The following is a 22,265-nucleotide window of genomic DNA, read 5'->3' as shown; positions in this document are numbered from 1 at the left end:
AAAAGGTTGAGAGAAATCACTATCTCTCAACCTTTTGCTGTTACATGATTTCTAATTTCACGCGAGTGCCTCGCCCAGAAGGTTCAGCCGGTTCCACAATAAGACGCTTCGGTAAGCGTTCACGAATTTCTTGAACATGACTAATGACACCGATGGAGAGACGTTTTGAATGAAGCTTTTCCAAGGCAGAAATGACCGTATCCAACAATTCGGAATCAAGCGTTCCGAATCCTTCATCGAGGAAGAAAAACTGCAATGGATATTCGCCGCGCAGTTGAATTTGTGCAGATAGTGCCAAGGCAAGCGACAATGATGTTAAAAAGGTCTCTCCTCCTGATAACGTTGTGACAGGCCTTCTGATACCTCCATTGGCATCATCACGAATGACAAATCCTCCTTGTGAATCCACTTCGATGGCATAACGCTGGCGGGTCAAGGATCCAAGCCGCTCGGAAGCCATGCGCGTCACTTGGATGAGCTGCTCCTCTGCCATAAATTCAACGAAACTATTTCCTTTTAAAATAGATTGTAAATGCTTATAACGTTCAACAAGAAGCGCTAATGTTTTTCGCTTTTCTTCTAATTCGACAAAACGTTTATGCTTTTTCATGAGCTCTTCTAGTTTGCTTTGGGCAGCTCCAAGCTGTTGAATCATCTCATCTACCCCTTGTTTCATTTCACGATAAAGGGATTGCGCTTCTTCCCATTTGTGTTTCTCAATCGTTTGTCCGTTCATAGCCTCTGTTACTTTTTTCAGCTGGGCTTGCACGTGTTGCACTTGTTGCCAGTAACCGGAAAGGTGCTCCTCCCACGATGCACGTACTTCTTGTGCGGTAAATGCTGCTTTGACTTCTTGCTCATGCTGAAACGGTGTTTTCCTCAGCTCTCTAAACCATTGTTCCTTTGCTGCCTCATATCGTTTTTTTCCGTCTTCTGCTGATTGCCGTGCTGCTTTCGCTTCACTGTCTAGCATCTGATAGTGTTTTTGCGCTTGTTGCCATTGTTCATAGGCGGATTCTTCCTGTTTTTTTAAGCGGACAAGTTGTTGTTCGGTATAGACAAGCTGCTGTTCAATATGTTCAATGCCGACTTGTTCCGATAATTTTGCTTTATATTCATTGATTAGCTCTTGTTTGGCTTGCTGTAAAGAAATGAGACGAATTTTTTCTTTTTCTAATTCCCGCTGTTGCTGCTGCAACTGTTCTTTTTCTTGTAATTTATTTTCTAAAAACGGAATGCTGTCATCGATTCGTTTTTGCAGTTGTTGAACAATTTTTTCTCGCTGCCGAATTTGTTCACGAAGTTGATCTACCTTCATAAAATCAAGGTCGTTGTACGTTTTACGCCATTTATTTTTAGCCTCGACATATTCCGCAGTTCTCTCTTTTTCCTGTTGCTGCAATTCTTTGACATCAGCTTCTAGCAATCTCATTTCATGTTCTAATTGTTGCTTTGCTTTTTCAACAAGGCGAAACTGTTGGATCGTGTTTTGTATCGCCTCTTTGAGCGCTAAATAGTCCTGTTGGAGCGCTTTCGTTTCCACAATGATATTTGTTTCTTCTACGACAAGCTGACTTACATCCAATGGTTGGAACACCCACTCATTTCCTGTCTCATCAATGATAGAATGGGCGAGGTGCTCCAATTGGGCTTTTAATGTATGTATTAATGGCATTTGTGATTGTTCTTGTTTTAAGCGCTGTTCTATGACGCGAACCGCTTCATGGTCATCTTGGCCACCTTCGACATGCTGGCGTGGATTTGGATGCTCTAACGACCCGCAAACCGGGCATGGCTCTCCTTGACGTAATTGTTCAGCGAGCAACGCGGCAAGTCTCTCGGTCTTTGCTTTTTCCAGCTTCTCTTGCACCGCTTGTAGCTGCCGTTCGTGCTTTTCCATGTTTTTGATCAGCTGCCACTCTCGCTCACATACGTAATGATATGTTTTTTCGATTTGTGCAAAAAGACGATGGAGTTTTTCTTGAATGATCTCGGCTTGTTGTTGTTTCTTTTCCTTTTCTGTCTGTTTTGTTCCCCATGCTTGCTCTTTTTTCACAAGCCGTTCCTTTATTTCTCGAATGGATTCCTCGATTCTTTTTATCTGTTGTGCTTCTTCATAGGCTCGGTCTAGCCGTTCTCTTTCTTCCATCGGAATGATCTGTTTTTGCAGCTCATGTTTGAGCATTTGTTGCTTTTCAAGTCCGCGGGCGTACAGTTGCTCAACGGCATGCAACTGTTTGTCATTGTTTTGTTCCTCTTCTTCGATCATTTTCAGCTGTTGAATAATGCGGTGCAGTTCCGCTTCAAATCCTTTCATTTCCACAATAAGGCGCTTTGCTTGCCCAAGCTGTTCCTTTTTTGACAACAATTGAGGTTCATTCGTCGCTTTTTCTTGACGTGCTCGCTCGTAATGGTTCAGCGCCTCTTTATACCGTTTTTCCGCTTCCATTCGTTTTTGTTCTAGCTCAGTTAGTTTTTCTTGTGCAGCAGTCAACAAATGAATGGAAGTTTCATACTGTTCAAGATACGGACGAAGTCGTTCGGCTTGTTCTGCTTTTTCTTTTTTCCTTTCTAGAGCGCGAATTTGTTCTTCTTCATCGGCAAGTTTAGCCAGTTCAGCCTCTAATGCTTCCTTTTCATTTTGCCAAGCCCATAACTGTTTTTGCTTTTCTAGTTCCGCTTCCATTTCCTGCAGCTCAGTCTTTCGTTTTTCCAGTAGCTGCCGGCATGCATGGAAGTCTTGCTCCGCCTGTTCAAGCGCCTCTTTTGAAGCATCTCCTAGCCCTGTTTGTTCTGCTATCACTTCGTTTAATTCATTGGAAACGAGAGCGAGTTTTTCTTTTAATTTTTTATTAAGGCGATCACCATACGGCTCGAGATGAAACAGTCGCTGTAGCATTTGACGACGCTCGGCCCCTTTTAACGATAAAAATTCAGCAAACTTTCCTTGCGGTAAAACGACGGCGCGCGTAAAATCTTTCATCTCAAGCCCGAGCAGCTGCTCAATTTTTTTATTGACATCCGTCAATTTATCGGCTAGAACAATTTTTTCTTCTCCGATCTCCATCAAACGGCTTGTTCCGCTTTTCAGCCGCCACTCATCTCCGCGCTTAAAACTTCGTTCAACGGTATAACGCTTCGTACCAGCAGCGTTTTCCAATTCAAAAGTAAACGAAACAAACAATTCGTTCTCAGCATGGTTCATAATGCCGTGTGTATGGTTCGTCGCTCGTTCAACACTGCCAAACAGCGCCAGCGTCATCGCGTCTAAAATCGTCGACTTCCCGCTTCCCGTCGGACCGAAAATCCCAAACACCCCACCTTCGCATAGCGCTTGAAAATCAATGATTTGTTTTTCACGAAAGCTATGTAATCCAGCAATGGCTAAAGAAATTGGTTTCATCACTCCATCTCCCCATCATCGTCTTCAGCAACTAATTCCAAAAATAGCTTGACCAGCTCGTCGTCCGCTTTTGCTCCACCTGTTTGCCGCTCGTAAAAGCGACGAAACATATCTTCAAGCGACACATGTTCTTGTGTTGCTTGTTCTATATCATTCTCTTGTTGCAGAAACACCGGACGAATATGGATAAGGCCGGAATGAAGTTTACGCAAATGATGAATCTCTTCCATCGATAACGATTGCTGAAGATGAATTTCAAGGTCAATCCAAGCTGTTTTGTCCCTTCCTTCCTCAATCCATTGATACACTTGGGCAAGTCCCTCTGTCGCTTTCCATCTCACCAGCGGTCTCCCGCTTGATAGCGGAATTTCTGAGACGAACGCTGGCTCGTTCGGTTTCACATCAATAATGGTTACCGATTTGGCATACCCCGCTTCGGAAAAACTATAGGCAAGCGGCGAACCGGAATAGCGCGCCACCGTTTCAGCCCGCTTGACGTATTGCGGGCGATGTAAATGCCCAAGCGCCACATACTGCGCCGCTTTTGGCAAGCTCTCGGCCGCTACCGTATAAGCACCACCAACTTCGATCGGCCGTTCTGAATCAGACGTGCTCCCTCCGGCAACATAAATGTGGCTCATTGCTATATTAACCGTATTCGGAGAAAACGAGCGGCTCATCGCTTCAAATAGTCCGCGAATTCTCTCATCATACTTGTCCCTTATGAGCAGCTGTTCATGGCTTTCCGAAAGCAATTCCGAAAGCCGAGACTCAGACGGATACGGAAGCGCTGCTAACATCATCGTTTCACCGCTCGTTGGCACATCTAGACGATAAACCGTCGAACTCGGCCGACCAAGCAAAAGAATGCCATAATCCACCACTAAATTCGAAGCAGCGGCAATTCGCTCCGGCTGATCATGATTTCCGGCAATAACGGCGACACGTCGCTTTCCTTTATCCGAAAGGCGCGCCAAACTTTCGTAAAATAACTGTTCCGCTGCCGCCGGTGGATTGACGGAGTCAAATACATCACCAGCCATTAAAACAACGTCGATGTTTTCTTTTTCTACGATCTCTACTAATTCATCGATAAACTGCTCTTGTTCCGGCAAGCGGTTTCGCCCTTCTAGAGTTCTTCCTAAATGCCAATCGGCCGTGTGTAACACGCGCATTCGTTTTCAACGCTCCTTTTTTCAACATTCTCTTAGAATCACATTGGAAGAAGATGTGAACCATCAAATACATATAAATAACATTCATGGACGTTCGTTTTCCAAATTTGTTCAACGGCGCGACGATATAGGTTCACTTGCGCTTCGTAGCGAGATTTCATCACTTGTTTTGCCTCTTCCCAACCGCCTTGAAAGCGCCCTGTCACCGTATCCGTTTTAAAATCGATTAATACAAGTCCGTCGTCGTCCTCGAATAAACAATCGATAACCCCTTGAACAAGGACGTACCCGTCTTCACTTGCGTATGATTGCCCGTACACGTCCTGCGCCGACATTGCTAAGCTAAACGGAACTTCGCGATAAATATTCCGAGCTTGGCATAAACGTTTTCCAACATCGGTAGTAAAAAAGGCAACCACACTCGAAACATCAATGGCATTTGCCTGTTCATGCGTTAACAATTCGATATGGACCATTTTTGCGACTTGCTCCCGAATCGTCTCTTCCGTAATCGGTCGGGTAACATCCACATGCTGCATGACCATATGCATGGCTGTACCGCGCTCCGCTGGTGTTAGCTTTTTCGCCTGCATAAACCGTGGCCGTTCAAAAATCGGATTGGAAAGTGAGCGAAGAAGCGTACGATCGGCATGTTCCGCAAAAATGTCTCGTTGCCGCTTTAATTCAGACACCGTCTGTTTCGCACGAACAATCGTTTCCTGTTTGTACTCGTACTCCCATGTAAGTTGACGATTCACTTGCTGCTTATAGTCACTCGTTTGTGAAACAGGCTTCATATTTTGAATCGCTCTCATGATTTCCGCATCAATCTGTTCTTTCGCTACATCAATTTCATATAATTGCTCTGCACCGACAATCTCGATATTCCATTTTGATGGATGATTCTTAATTTCTTCCGATACGACAAAGGAATGTTCCCATAAATGTTGAGCATCGCGATGGCGAATGAGCGCACGGCCTATCCAATCTAAATAGCAGCTTGCCGAGGCACGAACATCATCGGAAAGAAGCCATTGTTCCGCCGTAATGTCGTTTTTCCATTTCGCCATTTCTTTCTCGGCATTTTTTACCACGGCAACTAAGTATAACTTTTCTTTCGCACGCGTTAAGGCGACATAAAGGATTCTCATTTCTTCCGCCAATAAATCGAGACGCAATTTTTTCTTTAGGGCAATTTGCGGCAACGTCGGATAACTAATGCGCAACTTCGGATCAACAAATCGCGTCGCAAATCCTAGTTCTTTGTCCAGCAAATATGGCTTGTTCACATCTTGCATATTAAACGAACGCGCCAATCCGGCAACAAAGACAATCGGAAATTCGAGACCTTTGCTGCTGTGAATCGTCATCAACCGAACGACATCTTCTTGTTCACCGAGCGCACGCGCCGCTCCTAAATCGTCGCCGCGGTTTTGCATCCGTTCAATAAAGCGTAAGAATCGAAATAAGCCGCGAAAAGAGGTCGCTTCGTATTGCCGCGCCCGGTCATAAAGAGCGCGTAAATTCGCTTGGCGTTGTTTTCCGCCGGGCATACCGCCGACAAAATCGTAAAAATGTGTATCTCGATACAGCTGCCAAATTAAATCGGCTAACGAACCTTGTCGCGCTCTCGTTCGCCATTGTTGCAGGTGTTCGTAAAATTGCCGCAACGTCTTTTGCAGCGCTTTTTCCTCTGCATTATCAGCTGCTTTGTTAATAAACGAGAGAAGTGCTTCGTAATACGTTCCTTTTCTTTCATGAAGGCGGATGAGCGCCAATTCATTTTCATTCAAACCGACAATCGGCGAGCGCAGCACCGCTGCAAGCGGAATGTCTTGGTAAGGATTGTCAATAATTTTCAACAATGATAGCATCACCGATACTTCAGTCGCTTGAAAATATCCTGATGAAAGATCCGCATATACAGGAATTCCTTGGGCTCGAAACTCTTCAATCATCTGCGGTGCTGACGACATTGAGCGCAGTAAGATGACGATATCGCGATACATGACACGGCGCATTCGTTTTGCCTTGCGATCGTAGACTTCAAATGATCCGGCAATGAGCTCTTTAATTTTGTTGGCCATCATCCGTGCCTCTAGCTGTGCTGCAGCAAGTTCATTTCTGTTAAATCCCTCTTCTTCCGTTTCCGCTTCTTCGATTCCACCGCTGTTGCGATCAATGACAATGAGTTCTGTTGCAACATGTTCACTCTCTGGATAATCACTTGCACCTAATTTCAGTTCTGCCTCTTCGTCATAAACAATTTCGCCAACGGTTTCTCCCATAATTTGTTTAAAAATAAAGTTCGTTCCGTCAAGAATCCCGGCGCGACTTCGGAAGTTACGCGATAAATCAATTTTCATTCCCGCCGTTTCGCCATCAGCTGTAAACCGTTTATATTTGCTTAAAAATAAAAACGGCTCAGCTAAACGGAAACGGTAAATCGACTGTTTGACGTCACCGACCATAAATAAATTCCCGAACTGCTCATTCCCTTTAGTGACAAGCTGTAAAATTGCTTCTTGCACCATGTTCACATCTTGATACTCGTCAATAAGCACCTCGGCAAATTGCGCACGATAATCAAGCGCCGCCTCTGAAGGAATAAGTTGTTCTTCCGTAGAGTCAGGATGTCGTAAAATTTGTAAACAGTAGTGTTCTAAGTCAGAAAAATCCACCAATCCTCTTTCTCGCTTCGCCTGTTGAAATCGTTCCGTAAATTGCTTCACAAGTTGAACAACCGTTTCGACGATCGGCTTCATTTCGCATATGTGCCGAAGCCATGTATCTGGGCGAAGTGAAAAGATGTCATCACGAATATTTTCCAATTTTTTCTTCGCCTGTTCGCGCAAAGCAGCTGCTTCATCAATCAGTTCCTGTTTATACTCGTCGCCGCGACACGGCTTTGCACGCGAGAACGAAAACGCGTGCATTTGCTCATATAACTCATTCCAAGAGCGAGCCTTCGCTTCCTCTAATCTTGCAATAATTTGTAAATCGTCGCGGAAGTTTTCCACACGCGGCAGCGGTCCCCCTGGCAGCTGCGCCACCTCAAGCGCCCTTGTCAGCAACCGTTTTACCGCTGCCAGCTCCATATCGATATACCGTTGTAAATGCGCGATATATGGCAGCTGCTCAAGCTTCATTTCCGTACCAATATCATACATATCAACAAGCCGATCGAGCCAACGGAACGGATCGGGGTGAGAGCGAGAAAACTCGTAAATCGTTAAGATCATCTCCTGTAAATCCTCATCGCTCCGATCGCCTGTATAGCGGTCAACGACCTGAAAAAACTGTTCATTTTCCTCTTTTCCGTACTGTTCCTCTAACAGTTCTTCCATCACTTCATCTTTTAACAGTTCCACTTCCGTATCATCGGCAATGCGAAACACAGGATCAATGTCAATGAGGTAGTAATATTTGCGAATGACGTCCAAGCAAAATGCATGGATCGTCGAAATGGATGCACGATTTAACAGGCTGAGTTGTCGTCTTAAATGTAGAGAACTCGGATGTTTTTCGATTTCTCTTTCAATTGCCTCAGCAATTCGTGTCTTCATTTCCGCTGCTGAAGCGTTGGTAAACGTCACAACAAGCAGACGATCAACATCAATAGGGTCGTCTTCGGCAACAATTTTTTCGATAATCCGTTCGACTAGCACTGCCGTTTTTCCAGACCCAGCCGCAGCAGCAACTAAAATATGCCGTCCATCCTCTACGATCGCTTTCCATTGTTCATCGGTCCACTGGCTTCCTTCCGGTTTCGGACGGATTTGTCTATTCATCCTTCTCCTTCCCTTCCACTAGTTTTCTCACAATCTCACTTTTTGCTTGCGGTATTAACACGCGATATTGGTTGCTTGGAAATGATTCATCAAATTGACAAACGGATTTGAACGAACAAAACTCGCACGGTGTTTGCTCGCTTAGTTTGTAAGGTGATATATCAATGACCCCTTCAACAATACGGAGCCCAATCGTTTTGAACAAGTGGCGAACGTGCCGGCGAAGATGGTGGAAGTCATCTTCGCTTACGACAGAAGAGCTTGAATGAATTGCTCCCTTTTTCGTAATTTGTGCAGGAACAATGAGAGACCATTTTCCGTCTTCGAGCCGCTTGTCCATCAATCGAACGACTTCTTCATCTCCTAGCAATAAGCCGCGCATTTTAAATTGCTCTAACAGCTTTCGCTCGACTTCTTTTTCATCATTGAATAACTGATCGCTTTTAATGATCGGATTATGGATATGGAAATATAAAATTCCTGCCGGCCATGCTGCGCTTCCGACTAATTGTTCCGCGTAAGTAATGACAATGTCTAAATACGTCAACATTTGCAATGCGAGCCCATAATACACTTCTGTTAAATTTAATGATTTAGCACTTGATTTATAGTCAATGACGCGCAATAACACCCCTTTAGAGCTATCTGCTTTATCGACTCGGTCAATGCGTCCGACTAACTCCATTAATGTACCATCTTGAAGGCGAAACGTGAGCGGTGGCAACACGCCGTTCGGACCAAATTCTAGTTCAAGTCCAACCGGAACGAATCCGCTTGCTTTTGCATGTTCGCTTAATACCGCTGTCGTCCGTGAAATGATTTGTTGTAACTTTCGCTTCATATAGTGATAACGGTTCGAGCTTAACAAAATTTCTTGTTGAATGGTTGGTGCAATTCGTTCCACCGCTTCTACTGACAGTTGTTCGCATTGTTGTTTTGACAGTTGACCCCATTCTAGTTTCGCGTCATGAAGACGGTCGGAAATAAACTTTAACGCAGAATGAAACAGTTGCCCGATATCCGGTGCCTCTAGCCGGAAAATGTTCCGCTCTTTTAAGCGTAAACCATGCGATAGAAAATGAGAAAACGGGCATTTTTGAAATTGCTCCATTCGTGAGACGCTCGCTTGAATTTTTTTGCCGTACAGTTGTTTCGTAATATCTTTTTTCAACGGTTGTGCTACATTTTCATAAAATAAGCTAGCCAACACGTTTCGAGCTATTGAGCGCCACTTTTCGTCATCTGCGTAAAAGTTATACACATCCCACCAAATCGGGTGAATTGGATAATTTCGCTTCCATGCTTGCAATTGAGCAACAAGGTATGTAAGTGTTGCATGTGGATGCGTAACAAATTCACATTGTTCATCGTCCGTTGCTTCAAGCGGCTCGTTTCCGCGCGAACGTGGATGCAAAGATGGAAATAATGCGCAAAGACGCTTCAATAACATCGAAGGTGCTAACGCTTTTCCTTCTTCATTGGCTAACGGATACGTAATATACAACCGCTCACTTGGACTGGTCAGTGCTAAATAAATCGAAAATGATTCGTAGAACAGCTGCTCTCTTCCACCCGGAGCCACATTTAAACCGGACTCGTGCAAAATCTCCCGTTCATTTTCCGCCAAAAGACCGTCTTCTTTCATTTTAGCAGGAATGATCCCGTCATTTGCGCCGATGATGAACGCACACTTGATATCAACAAGGCGTGAACGGTCAAAATGCGCAATTAACACTTGATCGATGGCAGGTGGCACAAGAGAAAATTCAAGGCGGTCAAGTCCCGTTTCGATAATTTTGGCAAACTCACTCAGTGAAAGCGATTCTTCTCCTAACATTTCGACGTATTGGTCAAGCAAGTCAATGACAGCTTTCCATACTTGATCATGCTGCCTTGCTTTTATTAAATTTCCCCGCGCTTCTGCCTCTATCTGCAGCCGTTCTAGCTTTTTTGGAATCTCTAATTCTTCTAAATATCGATAAATCGCTTCACAGAAAGCGCGCCCATCCTTTGCCCGCTGCAAGCGGCGTTGCAATGTCACAAGTGGCGTCGCCACCAACTCCCGCCACTTGTTGATTTGATCTTCGCGTTGTTTTTCTTCATCCGTTTGCGGTAACGATAGCCCTTCCACCGCTTGATAACGCCGGTATGTCCAACGCTCTCCGTTCGTCCATTTCGCTCCTTTGATTCCATAGGCAAGCACGTAATTTTCCAGCTCGTCCATCGCTTCACGCATCTTCGCTATGTTCGCATCACTCGGAAACAGCAAGTCCGTTTTTACAGCGCGAAACACCGCCTCATAACGCCAATGCGATGTAACAACTTCTAAACTGGAACGAAGCAATTCGATGAGCGGATGATGAAGCATCGGTTCCTTTTCATCCATAAAATACGGAATGTGAAAATCTTGAAAAATCGTTTTCAATATATCGCGATAATCATTGGTGTTTCGAACTAAGACAGCAATATCTTTATAACGATACCCTTGATCGCGAACAAGACGAACGATTTCGCGTGCGACTGCTTCAATTTCCGCACGGCGATTTGAAGCTTCATAGATTTGAATCGCTTCCGTTTCTTCTAAAAAAGAAACAGCCGGTCGAGAATCATAGTGCGCTTCTAAATGAGCAAGCGCAGCTTCACGATGACGAACGTTTTGCTGTAACAATTCTACATCGTCGATAGCGACATTGTTTAGCAACGCCATTTCACGAATGTCATGGTACGTTTGGCCTGTCAGGCGAAATAAATGAAGTTCATTTGGGAGATGATCGTTGTAAGGAGCATCCACTGTTAACGCAATTGTTACGCGCTTACAATGAAGCAATAACTGTTCAAGTACCATATATTCTTGTGGAGTAAAATGATGGAACCCATCTACATAAATTTCAGCATTGGCAAGATAGCGCGATTGTGGAATTTTCTCAGCTAATAGACGCAAATAATCTTCTGAATCAATATAATGATGCATCAATTGCTTTTCTAATTGTTCATAAATGAGGTGTAAATCGCTTAATTTATCGGCTAATACTTTTGCCGTTGCCTTCGCCTGTTGTTCGCGCAGTACGTTAGCTTTTTCTAAAAGCTGTTCAGGTGTAATACAATAGCGCTTGCATTCGACAATCATGTCCCCAAGCTGTGTCATGAATCCCGCTTTATCGGCAGCGCGACCAAACAGCTTAAATTCCGGCTTGTGCCGCTCAATAATTTTTCGTAACAACATTTGAATCCCAACATCGTTCAAGTGGTATCGGCTCATGCCTCCTGTCTCCTGCAAAACACGCCAAGCCAGCCGGGTAAAGCTGAATACTTGAGCGCGAATCATCCCCCCTAATCCCGGTGTATGTATAAGCTTATATTCCGATTGAAACGTCATTTGTTCAGGAACAAGATAAACAATGGAAGGCCCATTTGGTTCTTCTCTCAACATTTCGCGAATTTCATTTAAACATTTTGTCGTTTTCCCGCTTCCGGATCGTCCTAAAATAAAGCGAAGCGACATGACATCATCACCTTCATTTTCCAGCATTTCTTTTATTATAGCACATATGTTCGATACTTAAAAGGAATGTGTAGCAGTTTTTTGTCGCGAAATAAGTATATCTGTTTTTTCTTGTTAGTTCTATATAAGTTTTTGATACAATTTTTCCATATATTCCTCATAAAAAAACAAGATATTCATCAAGCATACAAGCTATGATGAACATCTTGTTCTAAAATCTCACTGCCATCTTATTAAACGGCCAATACCGAAGATTTACTTTGCCAACAACTCGACTTATTTTCACAAATCCAAAATGCCGGCTATCCCAACTACTTAATCGGTTATCGCCGAGCACAAAAATATATCCTTTCGGCACCGTTTTTTGCCCAGTCAACTCTTCAAGTGTAAAATCGCCAGTTAATTTACCGTCAATTAACTTCTGTTTATACGGTTGCAAATACGGTTCTTCGATTCGCTTCCCGTTAATATACAATACATCATTTTTATATTCTACTCGGTCTCCCGGCAAACCAATGACCCGCTTTACATAGTCTTCTTTCGCATTCGCATGAAACACAACGATATCAAAACGACGAATGTTTCCCATTTGATAGCTTAACTTGTTAACAATAAGCAAATTTCCTTCTTGTAGCGTCGGCATCATCGACTTACCTTCCACCATATAATTGGTGAAACAAAGAAAGCGAACCGTGAAAAGAAGGGATAATCCAAGTCCCCAGACAATCGGCTTTCGAAAACGTTGTTGTTTTTCCGTCATACAATCGCCACCTGTCATTTATGAATCTTCCTTGCTTGGCTCTTTGTCCGTCAAAGAAAATCGCGCTTCCACTCGTTTTCCTGCATACCATAACAAAATAATCACAATCGCCACTGCCACAGTACGAAGCGGCTGTTTCACAAGCGCAGCAAGATCATAGCCAATAAAGCTAATCATAAAAATCATCACCATCTTACCAAATAAAACGGCAAGAATAAATTGCTGCCTGCTAATACGCGATAAGCCTGCGACCACATTAATAATCGCCGATGGGGTAAACGGAAAACAATATAACAAAAATAAAGGCCCAAATCCATGCCGCTCTACCCAATTCATTAATCGTCTCACTTTTTGATGGCGGCTTAAAAAGCGGAAAAACTGTTTTTGTCCTACTTTTCGCGCTATCCAAAATACAAAAATCGAACCAAGACAAGTACCAATCCAAGAAATGAGAAATCCTTCCCATAACCCGAAAGCAGCGGCGTTCGCCATCACAAATATAAAGAGCGGCAACACCGGGAAAAATGACTCCAGCAGCGTAAACACAATACCTGGTATCATTCCAAACGAGCGATAATGTTCCAGTAAGTCTAATACATTTTTTAGTGTAAACCATTGTTTTAATGTTTCTAAGTCCATGAATACTCCCCATTCACATCGAAGTAACATTTATATTTTACACGCTTCTATGGGGAATATAAATAGAGAGAATTTCGACTGTTATAAATTTTATTGCTGCAGCCATTCTTTTGAGCGATCCATACGAAATAAATATTGCATTTTTCGCTCGCGCGCTTCTATTCGCTCTGATAATTTCGTTCGCAGCTGTGCCGTTCGATATAATTGGTTAACAAACGAATGATAGGAAACTTCAAGGAGAATACTTTTTTCATTTTTAAAATAAACGACCGTTTGTTCTTCTTTCGAAGGTTCATATTGAAACACGTGAATATGTGATAGCCATACACAGCGAGGAGCATTAGGAGAAGTAGTTGGGAATACATAAATTTCATTGAGTGGCTCAACGGCAATCGGGGCTTTATGGGTAATTCCTATGATGGCCCTTGTTCCTTCTTTCCTTCCATCGAAAGTTATGGTACTACATAAATTTTCTTCCCCTAATAAATATTATGCTACTCAACAAGCATATTAGAAGTCCTACTTACATAACATTTCATACGAAAATTCACATTCCTTGCACACTTCTCCAGCTTTTCTTGTCTCTGATACTGTGTACTAAAAAAGAGCCTACTCAAAGCGAGTAGGCTTACGGATTATTGCCAACACCTATTGTAAGTCCAAATACTTCATTTTCCTTGCCAGCTTCGCCATAACTAGCGATTACAATAAATGTCCTAGGTGGATTAGAATCAGGAAAACGTTATTTTAGCAATTCACTTTTATACTCGATTACCTTCCTACCCATTTCAGGTTGGTCGTATTCTTTTACCTTTTGCGCATCCTTCGGAATAAATCCTTGAGCTACAGTTAGTGCTTCCTTCATGCTTCTTGCCTTCTGGTTTGTTGCCTCGAATTGAATTTTGATATTCCAGGCTTTGCCGTCAAGGAACATCGGTAATATATAATCGTTTTGAAAGCGTCCCATCTCTTGATCGCCAGCGTTTTCTCCGTATTGTTTTTCAAATACATCCAATGTATCTCCTAATCCACCCTTTGGAGTAATTTGTTCACTTGTGATATTTTTGGGTTGTTCTTCTTTTTTAACTCGATCCTCTTTCTTCTCCTCTGGCTTTTTTGGTTCTTCTTTTTTCTCTTTCGGTTGAGCTACAGCAGGCTTGGCTTCTTGCTTATTAGATGTCTTTTCAGATTTTTGTTCTTTTTGCTGCTCTTGCTTTGGTTCCTTCGCTGTTTGCTTTGGCGGCTCTGTCGTCATTCCGACCACAATAAATCCTACGAGAGATACTGCCAAAGCAATAAGCGAGCGTTTAAATAGCGTTTTTGTTCCTTCTCTTTTTTTCGCAACCCCCGCGATGCCACGAACCTAATAAACAAGAAAAGCAACCATCGCAATAAGGCTAATAACTAAAGCAATATTGTCCACGGTATCCTCCTCTTTGTATTTTTTCCTTTTTAAAGATAACATAACTGTATTATAAATTTTTGTCGAATTATGTAAAAAATTAATAGAAAAACGGATATTTCAGGAGTATTTTCTGAAAGGATCCTTTGTCTCGGATAGAGAATTGTTTATAAGATGGGAATTTATAGTAGCACTTTTGAAGGAGGAATGTTACTATGAGTGTTTTAAGTCCGAATTTAAAATTAACCATTCAAACCCGATTGCCTACATATGTACAACACAAAAGCTTGCGGTCAGTCATTCCCGGTAGCCTATGGGATAAAATCAGAAAAAAAGTCTACGAAGTGGCCAATTTTCAATGTAGCATATGCGAATATAGTGAAGGATCATTAGAAGCTCATGAAGTTTGGGACTTTGACGAAGAAAAGTGTTTATTAATATTGACGGATATAAAAGCACTTTGCTATTTATGTCACTGCACAAAACATTATCACCATGCTGCACGTAGATCAGCTGAATTAGCCAAGAAGCTGAAACAACACTTTATAAAAGTAAATGAATGTTCAATAGAAACTTGGAAAAACCATCTTCTAGAAGTAAGAAAAAAGGAAAATGACTTATATCGATTACTATACGAACCCTCATTAGACGGTTCTGAATTTGTGAAACACTTAAAGGATTTCCAGGAGAAAGAGCAGTATTTGTCTAAACAAAAATGGTTATATGCCATTCCAAAACATATTCCTTATTATAAAGAAGTTACACAACATCTAAAAGAAAAAGCATTATTATTTGTTCAATAAGCTATGCTTTTAATAAACAAAAATCCCTTCTCATATGAGAAGGGATTTTATATCCTAAAAATAAGATGGACGCTGATTACGGGTTCAGCGACCGAAACCTTTGCAGATCCCAATACTATAAGTACAGGACAATTAAAATATAACATATAATTTTTAAAAGTCAATACCTTTAACTAAATGACGGATTCCATATAGGGCTTGCTTTAATTTTGGCCAGGTTATCATCATTATCAATTACATAAGCAGTTACAAAAGAAGCTAATCTAGGATTTATCATACGTAGTATAACCACATATCTGTCTGGAGTAACCAAACAAACTCTTCTTGTGTGGTCATATCTTCTTTTCTTTGAATCCCAACCAGCATAAAGTTGTAGAGATGGATCGTTTAAAACTTTTTTAATCCAAGATAGCCTTTCGGCTCTTTCTCTCGAAAAAATGCTTTTATCTTTTTGTCTTCGATTTGCACTCTCAAAAAATGAATGTTCGAATTGATTAGGAGGGAATTTTACCTTAATTCCATCATGGGTATAAATATCTTTATTACAGTATTCTTCAATATAGTATTGTTTATAATCGGCCTCACTATCCAAAATTAAAAGATCTGAATAAAGCGTGTTTACCTTACTCATCGATTTAAATCAATCTCAAAAACATTAAATTTTTTTGCAGATTTAAAAGTACTTTGGATAGGATGGCCAAGTCGCTTTTCAATTGTTTCAACTAATTTCAATTTTGCATCGCTAGTTTGATAATTGTGGTATTTGTAACCCACAGCTCCGATTAATACATCTGTTAGTTGAATAAGTAATGAATGCTTAGACTCTATTGCCTGAACATCTTCAATAAAGCTAAACGATGCATTATTTAAAACTTTTTCTAGTGTATGGAGCCTATCACTTTGTTTATTTTTCTTAAAATCTAGAAAAATTCTGTAATGGTTCATCGGTTCTAACCAATGAACCAATAATTGATAATAAAATTTATAAAAACCTAATTCATTATCTGAGTTATGATATTGATTTATATCAACTTTATTACCATCTACAACTATACATCGAAATCTAAGACTTTGGGATTCAAAAAAAAGATCAACGAGTTCTAAAAAGAATTCTAACTTAGAAGGGGCAACGTTTTTCCATTTAATTTCACCAAATAGTTGATGCTTTTGTTTCAAGTATCTAATTTTTTGTTTAATTTCATCTCTCTCAACTTTTGGTATCCAAATACCACCAATTACCATATAATTATCTATTTTTTTCATTCCATACAAAGCTTCTGGTCGACTTTCATCGCAATAAACCTCAATCATTTTCCCCACCTCAATACTTTCAGATGGAAAAACAGTTCCTGTAGATAAAACTCCAGACTTTATGGATAATTCCGATTATATCACGATTTTTTTCTACAATAAATACCAATAATCGATATAAAAAATTTGTTGATATTTCTTGACAAATAAAAAATCCCCCGCCAAACGGCAGGGTTCTAGCTTGTCGATAAAATTGACAAGATGGGCTCAGATCTGATTTAGATCCATTGATTAGGAGCTTTGTCATACATTTTCTCTAAATAAAAACCTCTTCAAAGAAATTTTTGTAATTTTTAACATATAATATAATTTTTGTTTTAAAATTACTTATTTCTATTACTAATTAACTAAATTTAAAAAAACTGCTTAATTTTTCCGAATCGTTTCCGATATAACTATTGAAATTAAATTAAATTCTAAAAGGAGGATGTATAATGAAAAAAGTATTTGGATTTTTGTTTGCTATAGCTTTTGTGTTTACTCTTAATCATAATGAAGCAAAGGCTGCTCCTGCACCTCCTTTAACCGATCTACAAATTATTGGTGTTACTTCGGATGGTGCAAATTATGAATGGGAATACATTTCATTTGATCAAACAAGTGCATCCTATCCTATGTCAGGGGAAACTGGATATATAGCAGTTTATGTAGAAGGTACTGAATTAAATGGGTGGTTTAGAATATATAATAAGGGACAAGACATAACAAGTATTGCAAAAGAAATTATTGATATGAGAGAACCAGTAACAGATTCAAGCGGAATGGTTATTGGATGGATTAAATATTATGAAATACCACTAGATAAAGTAGAAAGTGGACAATTTACTGTATCTGCAAGAGACTATTATCCACCTAATAATACTTTTTACGATAATCTTTATATAAATGTAGAGTAAAAGCAGAGGAGGAGGATTATGAATATCAATAAAGCTGCATTTGCCGCTTATACACAATTAACTTTAGGAGCTAAGTTTAGAAATCATATTCGAAACGGTGAGCCCTTTGGAGGAAGAGAAGGCCAAAATAAATCGATGGATTTCATAGAGTTTCAAAAAGCGCTTGAAGAGGATAAAGTTGTTAACAAAAATTTATCTAGAGAAACTTCAAAATACCATAAACAAATACTTGAAGACAAATTGAAGTACGGTACAAATGTCTTTTTCTCAACAGAGGTAGCTGAAATTGTCAATAAAGCGTTTAAGCTAGGACTAGTTGGAAACGATGAATATCTAATTTCAAAATATGAAGAAAGGGTGTAATACAACAAAATATCATAGAAGGTTCTGCTTGTCGGCTTTGTCGACAAACTGAACCCCTCTCGAATGAGAGGGGCTTTTTGCGTATTCTCCATTAAACATCCCCGCATATTGACTAAATTTTCTAAACGATGTATACTGAATGTAGCCATTTCAGAAAAACGTTGATACATCAACGCTTTTTGAGGTTTGTATCTTAACTATGAGGAATTAAAACACTACTACATATACGATATTACCTATAAGGAATCAACGCCCTTCTTAAATGAGAAGGGCTTTTCACATGGAATCATCTTCATCGTCCTCGTAGAAAAACGGATATTTCAATAGCATCTTTTTGAAGGGGCCTTCATCCTTGAATGGGAGTTTACGCTGCGGAGATTTATAGTAGCATTTCTGATGAATGACGGTGTTGATAATGTCAAGGAAGACCTTCTCGTCTGGTCGAACCACCTCTGAACAAATGGGACAGCGCAGTCGGCCGACAATCTCGAACATGGAATCACCTCCTCGATAGGTAAGATACAACCCCTGATTATTGAAAAAACCAATAAAAAAAGAAGGCGTTCATGCATTACTAAATGAACGCCTTTTCCAGTTTTTCTTGATTATAATCCGTAAGCTTTATATCCTAAACTTTGATTGATGTTTCGATTAATTCGTTGTACAACAGGTGATTTTTGATGCCCATTTGGATCTAGTATTCCTAATTCACCAGCTCTTTTTAATGCTTGAATAAGAAGTTCACTGTTTCCGTTACTGCGAAGTCGACGTTCTTCTTCTGCTGACATGTGTATCACATTATCTGGATTAATGGGTTCAGTTGCATTTTCCATCATATTTCTAAAATCTTTACCATCTAAAGTAACAATATTATTTTTTTCCTCTAATACATGTCCTTTATATCCATAAAGAGATCGAAGCATCCAAAGTTGACAATTAGAATTAAAATTTGCAATCTGTTCTTGGTTTAATCCACTCAACATTATTCTCACTCCTTTTCTATTTATTGATGTGGAATGTTAATAAAAGCAGTCATAGTATTCCAAGGATAATTCATTGAAGTAGATTGACAACGATATTCAACAGAAGAACCACTAGGGATTTTCACATCAGAATCAAAATATACAACATGGTAAAAACCATCTACAATAGTATCACCTTCAAAATCAATAGTTGATGTTTCTATAAGATAAGTTGGATCGTTATAAGTTATTTGTTCTGCACCTAACCATTGGAAATAATGCCCATATCCTATTTCTACAACTCCAACTCCAGTGATTCCTCTAACAGGTGCAGAGGTTAATTCATTATTAATATATTGGATTTGTGGCGTTGTAGTTTCAAGATCCCATCCTACTTGATCAATATATAATGCTGTAACCGGTGGCGCAGATCCTGTTATTGAATTTGTTGTAGCCATCTCTTTACGAATTTCAGAGACTTCTTCTTGGGTTACAGGATTTATTACCCAATCAGGATGTTCTTTTTTGAGATTTTCAATAAAAATAGAAGAGTTTTCTTCAATTGGAGTTGCTGCTTCAGTAGTATTAACAACTACCAAGCTCAAACATAAAGTAAAGAATGTCAGTATAAATTTTTTCATCTTTTACTCCTCCTTCTTTTTTAAGAAATAAAGTGGAATAAACTCCCATATTATTTATCGACTTCATTATGCAAATCTTTATAATTTTAACCAAAAAATTCAACATATTTTAAAATTTTCCCGATTGCAGGATATAAAAATAGGAACAAATGTACGGTTTTTATACAAAATAAAAAACCCTGCCAAACGGCAGGGTCACTTTAATTTCAGTTTCTGACCTACAAGAATCAAGTCAGGATTTTTAATTTTGTTCAGCTTCACCAAATTTTGCACCGTTGTATTGTATCGTTTCGCAATTGCGGTGAGTGTATCACCTTTTTTTACGACGTAAATTTGAGGTTCTTCTTTTTTGGTCGCAGCTTGCACTTTCACTGGTTTCTTATTTCCGACTTTATCGTATTTATGCAACTCGTACTTTTCGATGATATTAATTAGCTTTGTAGCATAATTCGGATCAGTGCAATAACCACATTCTTGAACCTTTTTGCAAGCCAGAATATAGTTTGTTTCGCCGACGATCGGCTTGTACTTATTCCGATCCCAGCTGACGCCATTCACGTACAACTTTGCTAAATCTTCAAGACTCTCCAACCAAGAAGGATACTTCCGGAATGCTGCGTCTGTTTGATACTCTTTGCCATTGCGAAACTCTGTTGTTTTCATTTTGATTGACTGTCCGTTGTAGCTTCCTTTAATCCCGAAAAGGTTTTTCCCTTTTTGAGCTAGTCCACTTTGTCCAAAGTTAGACTCGAGGCACGCTTGCGCGATCACAAGAGAAGCAAGAATTTTGTACTTTTCCTGAATCCGTTGCGCGTAAGACGCGATTTCTTGAATGAAATTACTCATCTTGATTCCTCCCTTATCTTTTTCTCCTCATTTTTCCCTTTCAAAACTTCAATTGCCGAACGAAGCTGTTCTGGATAAGGTAAACCAATACGTCCTGCATTTTCTAAAATGGACAAAATCTCATTGCCCATATAAAAGAAAATAACCGCATCCCTAAAAACATGCCCCTTTCCAATTGCAATATCAACAAGATTTCCAGTCGCTACAAGAGCAAACATCATCACCTTTTTAGCAATACCCCTGAACCCCACTTTGCTACTAAGATTCTTTTCTACCCCTCCTGCTATTAATCCCGTTGAATAGTCAACGAGCGAAAGGGAAACCAAAATTTTCAAAGGAACTGTCCAGCCACCGAAGAAAAAACCGACAATACCGCCGATGGCTGACACTAAGATTTTATAAATCGCACTTAATCTCTCCAAAATCATCCCTCTTCTCTATATGATCTTCCCTACAACAACACCTTTAATCACCATCACCCGATCGTTTGCCGCCGGGGTATAGCTAGCCAAATACGGGTATGCTTTACCGCTTACGACCGTTTCCCCGTCAAAAATCAAACGAGGGCGCCCCTCTGTGTAGTTCGGGTCCACCCTCGCAAATTGAATTATTTTTTCTTTTTTGGGGTTTTTGAAGTTCTGAATAAAAAAATCGTGGTCTATCATATCGACACCACCTTCCGGACTTCATGCTTCATCCTTGCACCGGCTTTCAACGGCATGGTCCAACTGGTTTCAGAATACTTGCCGCTAATTCCAAGTGGTGAATATTCAATCTGCAGCACATCTGCATAATCATGGAGTGGGTTCAAGGCTGTTTCAAACGTCAGCTTTCCATATACTTGGCTTGCTTCAAATGCTATGCGTTGCACATATGCATCTAAAGATTGCTGGTCGGCAATGTCCGTGACTTCTCGGTAGTCAACGATGGTACGACCGCGATTCACCGTGCTTGTAGGGCTGTCTGGATTGCTGTTGGTATACGAAGACATTAGCGACTGTTCAGCACTCGAACAAACAACTACCCACTTGTTCGGTACACTGAAAAGATCAAGTTCTTCTTCTATGCCGGGATAAATGATGGACAATTCATCATCTTTATATGTGTATTCTGCCGCACGGATGGAAGGACTCCTGTACGTCATGCTCGTAAAATATCCGTACACATCGACATACAACGGCGTATAGTTGATCGCTTGCAAGAGTGCGTTGACTGCTTCCAACTTTTCCTTTCCCGGCTCAAATTCCATATCGACAGGCAGCACCTTGTCGGTTTGCTCGATGTTGTGCTTTGTTATGCCGGCAGAAGTCAAAATATCAATGACTGCTTGCCGATAATTCGTACCTGCCGTAACGGTATAACGAGTGTCAAATTTATCATCTCGCAAAATCAGTAGACCGTCGTATGCTTCTACATCACGATACACCGATTTGTTTTCGTCCTTCCTCGTTGGACTCGACAAAAGAAAAATACCGAGTGGAAACTCGATATATTTCCCGTCTCTCATCCTCAAAAGGGCAAAAGGTTGAATACGATCGCTCAACCAATTGATTTCCCCGCGGTCTTTCAAACGAAACTTCGCAGTCCGTTTAATTGAATCGAGGGAAGCCATTGAGACTTCCCCATCTACAACTGAATCTAATTCACCTATTTTCTTGTCGTCCTTATCAAGTAAATCATAACGGAATTTAAAATGACGTTGACCATACTTCCCGTGAAGTGCGTCAATAATTTCTTGCTTTGAATATAGATAGTTGACTAGCGAAAGCAT

Annotated in this window: 19 protein-coding genes and 1 pseudogene; 3 read left to right on the top strand and 17 right to left on the bottom strand. The window is 40.6% G+C overall.

What is annotated here, in order from left to right; genetic code table 11:
- Positions 1-40: 40 nt before the first annotated feature.
- The 8 genes and pseudogenes from ISX45_RS01095 to ISX45_RS01060 form a co-directional block, all read right to left on the bottom strand.
- Positions 41-3,403 (bottom strand): AAA family ATPase, encoded by a 3,363-nt coding sequence (locus tag ISX45_RS01095; protein WP_194519781.1) that lies wholly within the window; start codon positions 3,401-3,403, stop codon positions 41-43.
- The gene (locus ISX45_RS01090; RefSeq protein WP_181555708.1) at positions 3,403-4,578 is read right to left on the bottom strand and encodes an exonuclease SbcCD subunit D; all 1,176 of its coding nucleotides are present in this window, start codon (positions 4,576-4,578) and stop codon (positions 3,403-3,405) included. Before ISX45_RS01090 ends, ISX45_RS01095 begins: the two co-directional genes overlap by 1 nt.
- 38 nt (positions 4,579-4,616) lie before the next feature.
- The gene (addA, locus tag ISX45_RS01085; protein WP_194519780.1) at positions 4,617-8,369 is read right to left on the bottom strand and encodes a helicase-exonuclease AddAB subunit AddA; all 3,753 of its coding nucleotides are present in this window, start codon (positions 8,367-8,369) and stop codon (positions 4,617-4,619) included.
- Positions 8,362-11,871, bottom strand: coding sequence for a helicase-exonuclease AddAB subunit AddB (gene addB / locus ISX45_RS01080; protein ID WP_194519779.1), 3,510 nt, complete (start codon positions 11,869-11,871; stop codon positions 8,362-8,364). The genes addA and addB overlap by 8 nt, the downstream gene beginning before the upstream one ends.
- Before the next feature lie 211 nt (positions 11,872-12,082).
- A complete protein-coding gene (gene lepB / locus ISX45_RS01075) occupies positions 12,083-12,649 on the bottom strand; it encodes a signal peptidase I (protein WP_407649687.1) in 567 nt (188 codons plus the stop codon).
- Positions 12,650-13,270, bottom strand: a complete 621-nt coding sequence (locus ISX45_RS01070) for a TVP38/TMEM64 family protein (RefSeq protein WP_194519778.1) — start codon at positions 13,268-13,270, stop codon at positions 12,650-12,652.
- Positions 13,271-13,360: 90 nt separating this feature from the next.
- A pseudogene (locus ISX45_RS01065) lies at positions 13,361-13,723 on the bottom strand (competence protein ComK); the annotation flags it as partial.
- 289 nt (positions 13,724-14,012) lie between these two features.
- Positions 14,013-14,534 (bottom strand): hypothetical protein, encoded by a 522-nt coding sequence (locus ISX45_RS01060; RefSeq protein WP_194519777.1) that lies wholly within the window; start codon positions 14,532-14,534, stop codon positions 14,013-14,015.
- Between the two features lie 353 nt (positions 14,535-14,887).
- Here ISX45_RS01060 and ISX45_RS01055 point away from each other — a divergent pair, with 353 nt between their 5' ends.
- Positions 14,888-15,475, top strand: coding sequence for a hypothetical protein (locus ISX45_RS01055; RefSeq protein WP_194519776.1), 588 nt, complete (start codon positions 14,888-14,890; stop codon positions 15,473-15,475).
- Positions 15,476-15,644: 169 nt separating this feature from the next.
- Here the strand turns inward: ISX45_RS01055 and ISX45_RS01050 are convergent, their stop codons facing one another.
- Together ISX45_RS01050 and ISX45_RS01045 are read right to left on the bottom strand one after the other, a co-directional pair.
- Positions 15,645-16,106 carry a hypothetical protein gene (locus ISX45_RS01050; protein ID WP_194519775.1) on the bottom strand — a complete coding sequence of 154 codons (462 nt, stop codon included), beginning with the start codon at positions 16,104-16,106 and terminating at the stop codon, positions 15,645-15,647.
- Entirely contained in the window at positions 16,103-16,786 is a 684-nt protein-coding gene (locus ISX45_RS01045) for a DUF3800 domain-containing protein (RefSeq protein ID WP_194519774.1), read from the bottom strand. The genes ISX45_RS01050 and ISX45_RS01045 overlap by 4 nt, the downstream gene beginning before the upstream one ends.
- Positions 16,787-17,220: 434 nt before the next feature.
- Between ISX45_RS01045 and ISX45_RS01040 the strand changes: the two genes are divergently transcribed.
- Positions 17,221-17,682 (top strand): DUF4879 domain-containing protein, encoded by a 462-nt coding sequence (locus ISX45_RS01040; protein WP_194519773.1) that lies wholly within the window; start codon positions 17,221-17,223, stop codon positions 17,680-17,682.
- Between the two features lie 18 nt (positions 17,683-17,700).
- Positions 17,701-18,045, top strand: a complete 345-nt coding sequence (locus tag ISX45_RS01035; protein WP_011888040.1) for a hypothetical protein — start codon at positions 17,701-17,703, stop codon at positions 18,043-18,045.
- A 276-nt stretch (positions 18,046-18,321) separates the two neighbouring features.
- On the opposite strand, the gene ISX45_RS01030 is transcribed toward ISX45_RS01035, so the two are convergent.
- The 7 genes from ISX45_RS01030 to ISX45_RS01000 form a co-directional block, all read right to left on the bottom strand.
- Positions 18,322-18,540 (bottom strand): hypothetical protein, encoded by a 219-nt coding sequence (locus tag ISX45_RS01030; protein WP_194519772.1) that lies wholly within the window; start codon positions 18,538-18,540, stop codon positions 18,322-18,324.
- A gap of 110 nt (positions 18,541-18,650) precedes the next feature.
- On the bottom strand, positions 18,651-19,028 hold the full coding sequence (locus ISX45_RS01025) for a hypothetical protein (RefSeq protein ID WP_194519771.1): 378 nt from the start codon (positions 19,026-19,028) through the stop codon (positions 18,651-18,653).
- A 20-nt stretch (positions 19,029-19,048) separates the two neighbouring features.
- On the bottom strand, positions 19,049-19,648 hold the full coding sequence (locus tag ISX45_RS01020; RefSeq protein ID WP_194519770.1) for a DUF4879 domain-containing protein: 600 nt from the start codon (positions 19,646-19,648) through the stop codon (positions 19,049-19,051).
- 195 nt (positions 19,649-19,843) lie between these two features.
- Positions 19,844-20,494 (bottom strand): glucosaminidase domain-containing protein, encoded by a 651-nt coding sequence (locus tag ISX45_RS01015; protein WP_407649686.1) that lies wholly within the window; start codon positions 20,492-20,494, stop codon positions 19,844-19,846.
- On the bottom strand, positions 20,491-20,916 hold the full coding sequence (locus ISX45_RS01010; protein WP_194519769.1) for a phage holin family protein: 426 nt from the start codon (positions 20,914-20,916) through the stop codon (positions 20,491-20,493). The genes ISX45_RS01015 and ISX45_RS01010 overlap by 4 nt, the downstream gene beginning before the upstream one ends.
- 15 nt (positions 20,917-20,931) lie before the next feature.
- Positions 20,932-21,159, bottom strand: coding sequence for a hypothetical protein (locus ISX45_RS01005; RefSeq protein WP_194519768.1), 228 nt, complete (start codon positions 21,157-21,159; stop codon positions 20,932-20,934).
- Positions 21,156-22,265 carry a hypothetical protein gene (locus tag ISX45_RS01000; RefSeq protein WP_194519767.1) on the bottom strand — a complete coding sequence of 370 codons (1,110 nt, stop codon included), beginning with the start codon at positions 22,263-22,265 and terminating at the stop codon, positions 21,156-21,158. The genes ISX45_RS01005 and ISX45_RS01000 overlap by 4 nt, the downstream gene beginning before the upstream one ends.

Source organism: Thermaerobacillus caldiproteolyticus (assembly GCF_015326725.1).
In the GTDB taxonomy this organism is placed as follows: Bacteria; Bacillota; Bacilli; order Bacillales; family Anoxybacillaceae; genus Thermaerobacillus; species Thermaerobacillus caldiproteolyticus.
The sequence above is the reverse complement of the archived record's forward strand: the minus strand, read 5'-3'. Positions and strand labels throughout refer to the sequence as shown.

Excerpts from the sequence above, each read along its gene's own strand:
- ISX45_RS01090 (WP_181555708.1), bottom strand. The coding sequence starts at position 4,578 with ATGCGCGTGTTACACACGGCCGATTGGCATTTAGGAAGAACTCTAGAA.
- addA (WP_194519780.1), bottom strand. The coding sequence starts at position 8,369 with ATGAATAGACAAATCCGTCCGAAACCGGAAGGAAGCCAGTGGACCGAT.
- ISX45_RS01005 (WP_194519768.1), bottom strand. The coding sequence starts at position 21,159 with ATGATAGACCACGATTTTTTTATTCAGAACTTCAAAAACCCCAAAAAA.
- ISX45_RS01045 (WP_194519774.1), bottom strand. The coding sequence starts at position 16,786 with ATGATTGAGGTTTATTGCGATGAAAGTCGACCAGAAGCTTTGTATGGA.
- ISX45_RS01095 (WP_194519781.1), bottom strand. The coding sequence starts at position 3,403 with ATGAAACCAATTTCTTTAGCCATTGCTGGATTACATAGCTTTCGTGAA.
- ISX45_RS01035 (WP_011888040.1), top strand. The coding sequence starts at position 17,701 with ATGAATATCAATAAAGCTGCATTTGCCGCTTATACACAATTAACTTTA.
- ISX45_RS01055 (WP_194519776.1), top strand. The coding sequence starts at position 14,888 with ATGAGTGTTTTAAGTCCGAATTTAAAATTAACCATTCAAACCCGATTG.
- ISX45_RS01070 (WP_194519778.1), bottom strand. The coding sequence starts at position 13,270 with ATGGACTTAGAAACATTAAAACAATGGTTTACACTAAAAAATGTATTA.
- ISX45_RS01050 (WP_194519775.1), bottom strand. The coding sequence starts at position 16,106 with ATGAGTAAGGTAAACACGCTTTATTCAGATCTTTTAATTTTGGATAGT.
- ISX45_RS01000 (WP_194519767.1), bottom strand. The coding sequence starts at position 22,265 with ATGCTTTCGCTAGTCAACTATCTATATTCAAAGCAAGAAATTATTGAC.
- ISX45_RS01040 (WP_194519773.1), top strand. The coding sequence starts at position 17,221 with ATGAAAAAAGTATTTGGATTTTTGTTTGCTATAGCTTTTGTGTTTACT.
- addB (WP_194519779.1), bottom strand. The coding sequence starts at position 11,871 with ATGTCGCTTCGCTTTATTTTAGGACGATCCGGAAGCGGGAAAACGACA.
- lepB (WP_407649687.1), bottom strand. The coding sequence starts at position 12,649 with ATGACAGGTGGCGATTGTATGACGGAAAAACAACAACGTTTTCGAAAG.
- ISX45_RS01025 (WP_194519771.1), bottom strand. The coding sequence starts at position 19,028 with ATGTTGAGTGGATTAAACCAAGAACAGATTGCAAATTTTAATTCTAAT.
- ISX45_RS01030 (WP_194519772.1), bottom strand. The coding sequence starts at position 18,540 with ATGTTCGAGATTGTCGGCCGACTGCGCTGTCCCATTTGTTCAGAGGTG.
- ISX45_RS01015 (WP_407649686.1), bottom strand. The coding sequence starts at position 20,494 with ATGAGTAATTTCATTCAAGAAATCGCGTCTTACGCGCAACGGATTCAG.
- ISX45_RS01020 (WP_194519770.1), bottom strand. The coding sequence starts at position 19,648 with ATGAAAAAATTTATACTGACATTCTTTACTTTATGTTTGAGCTTGGTA.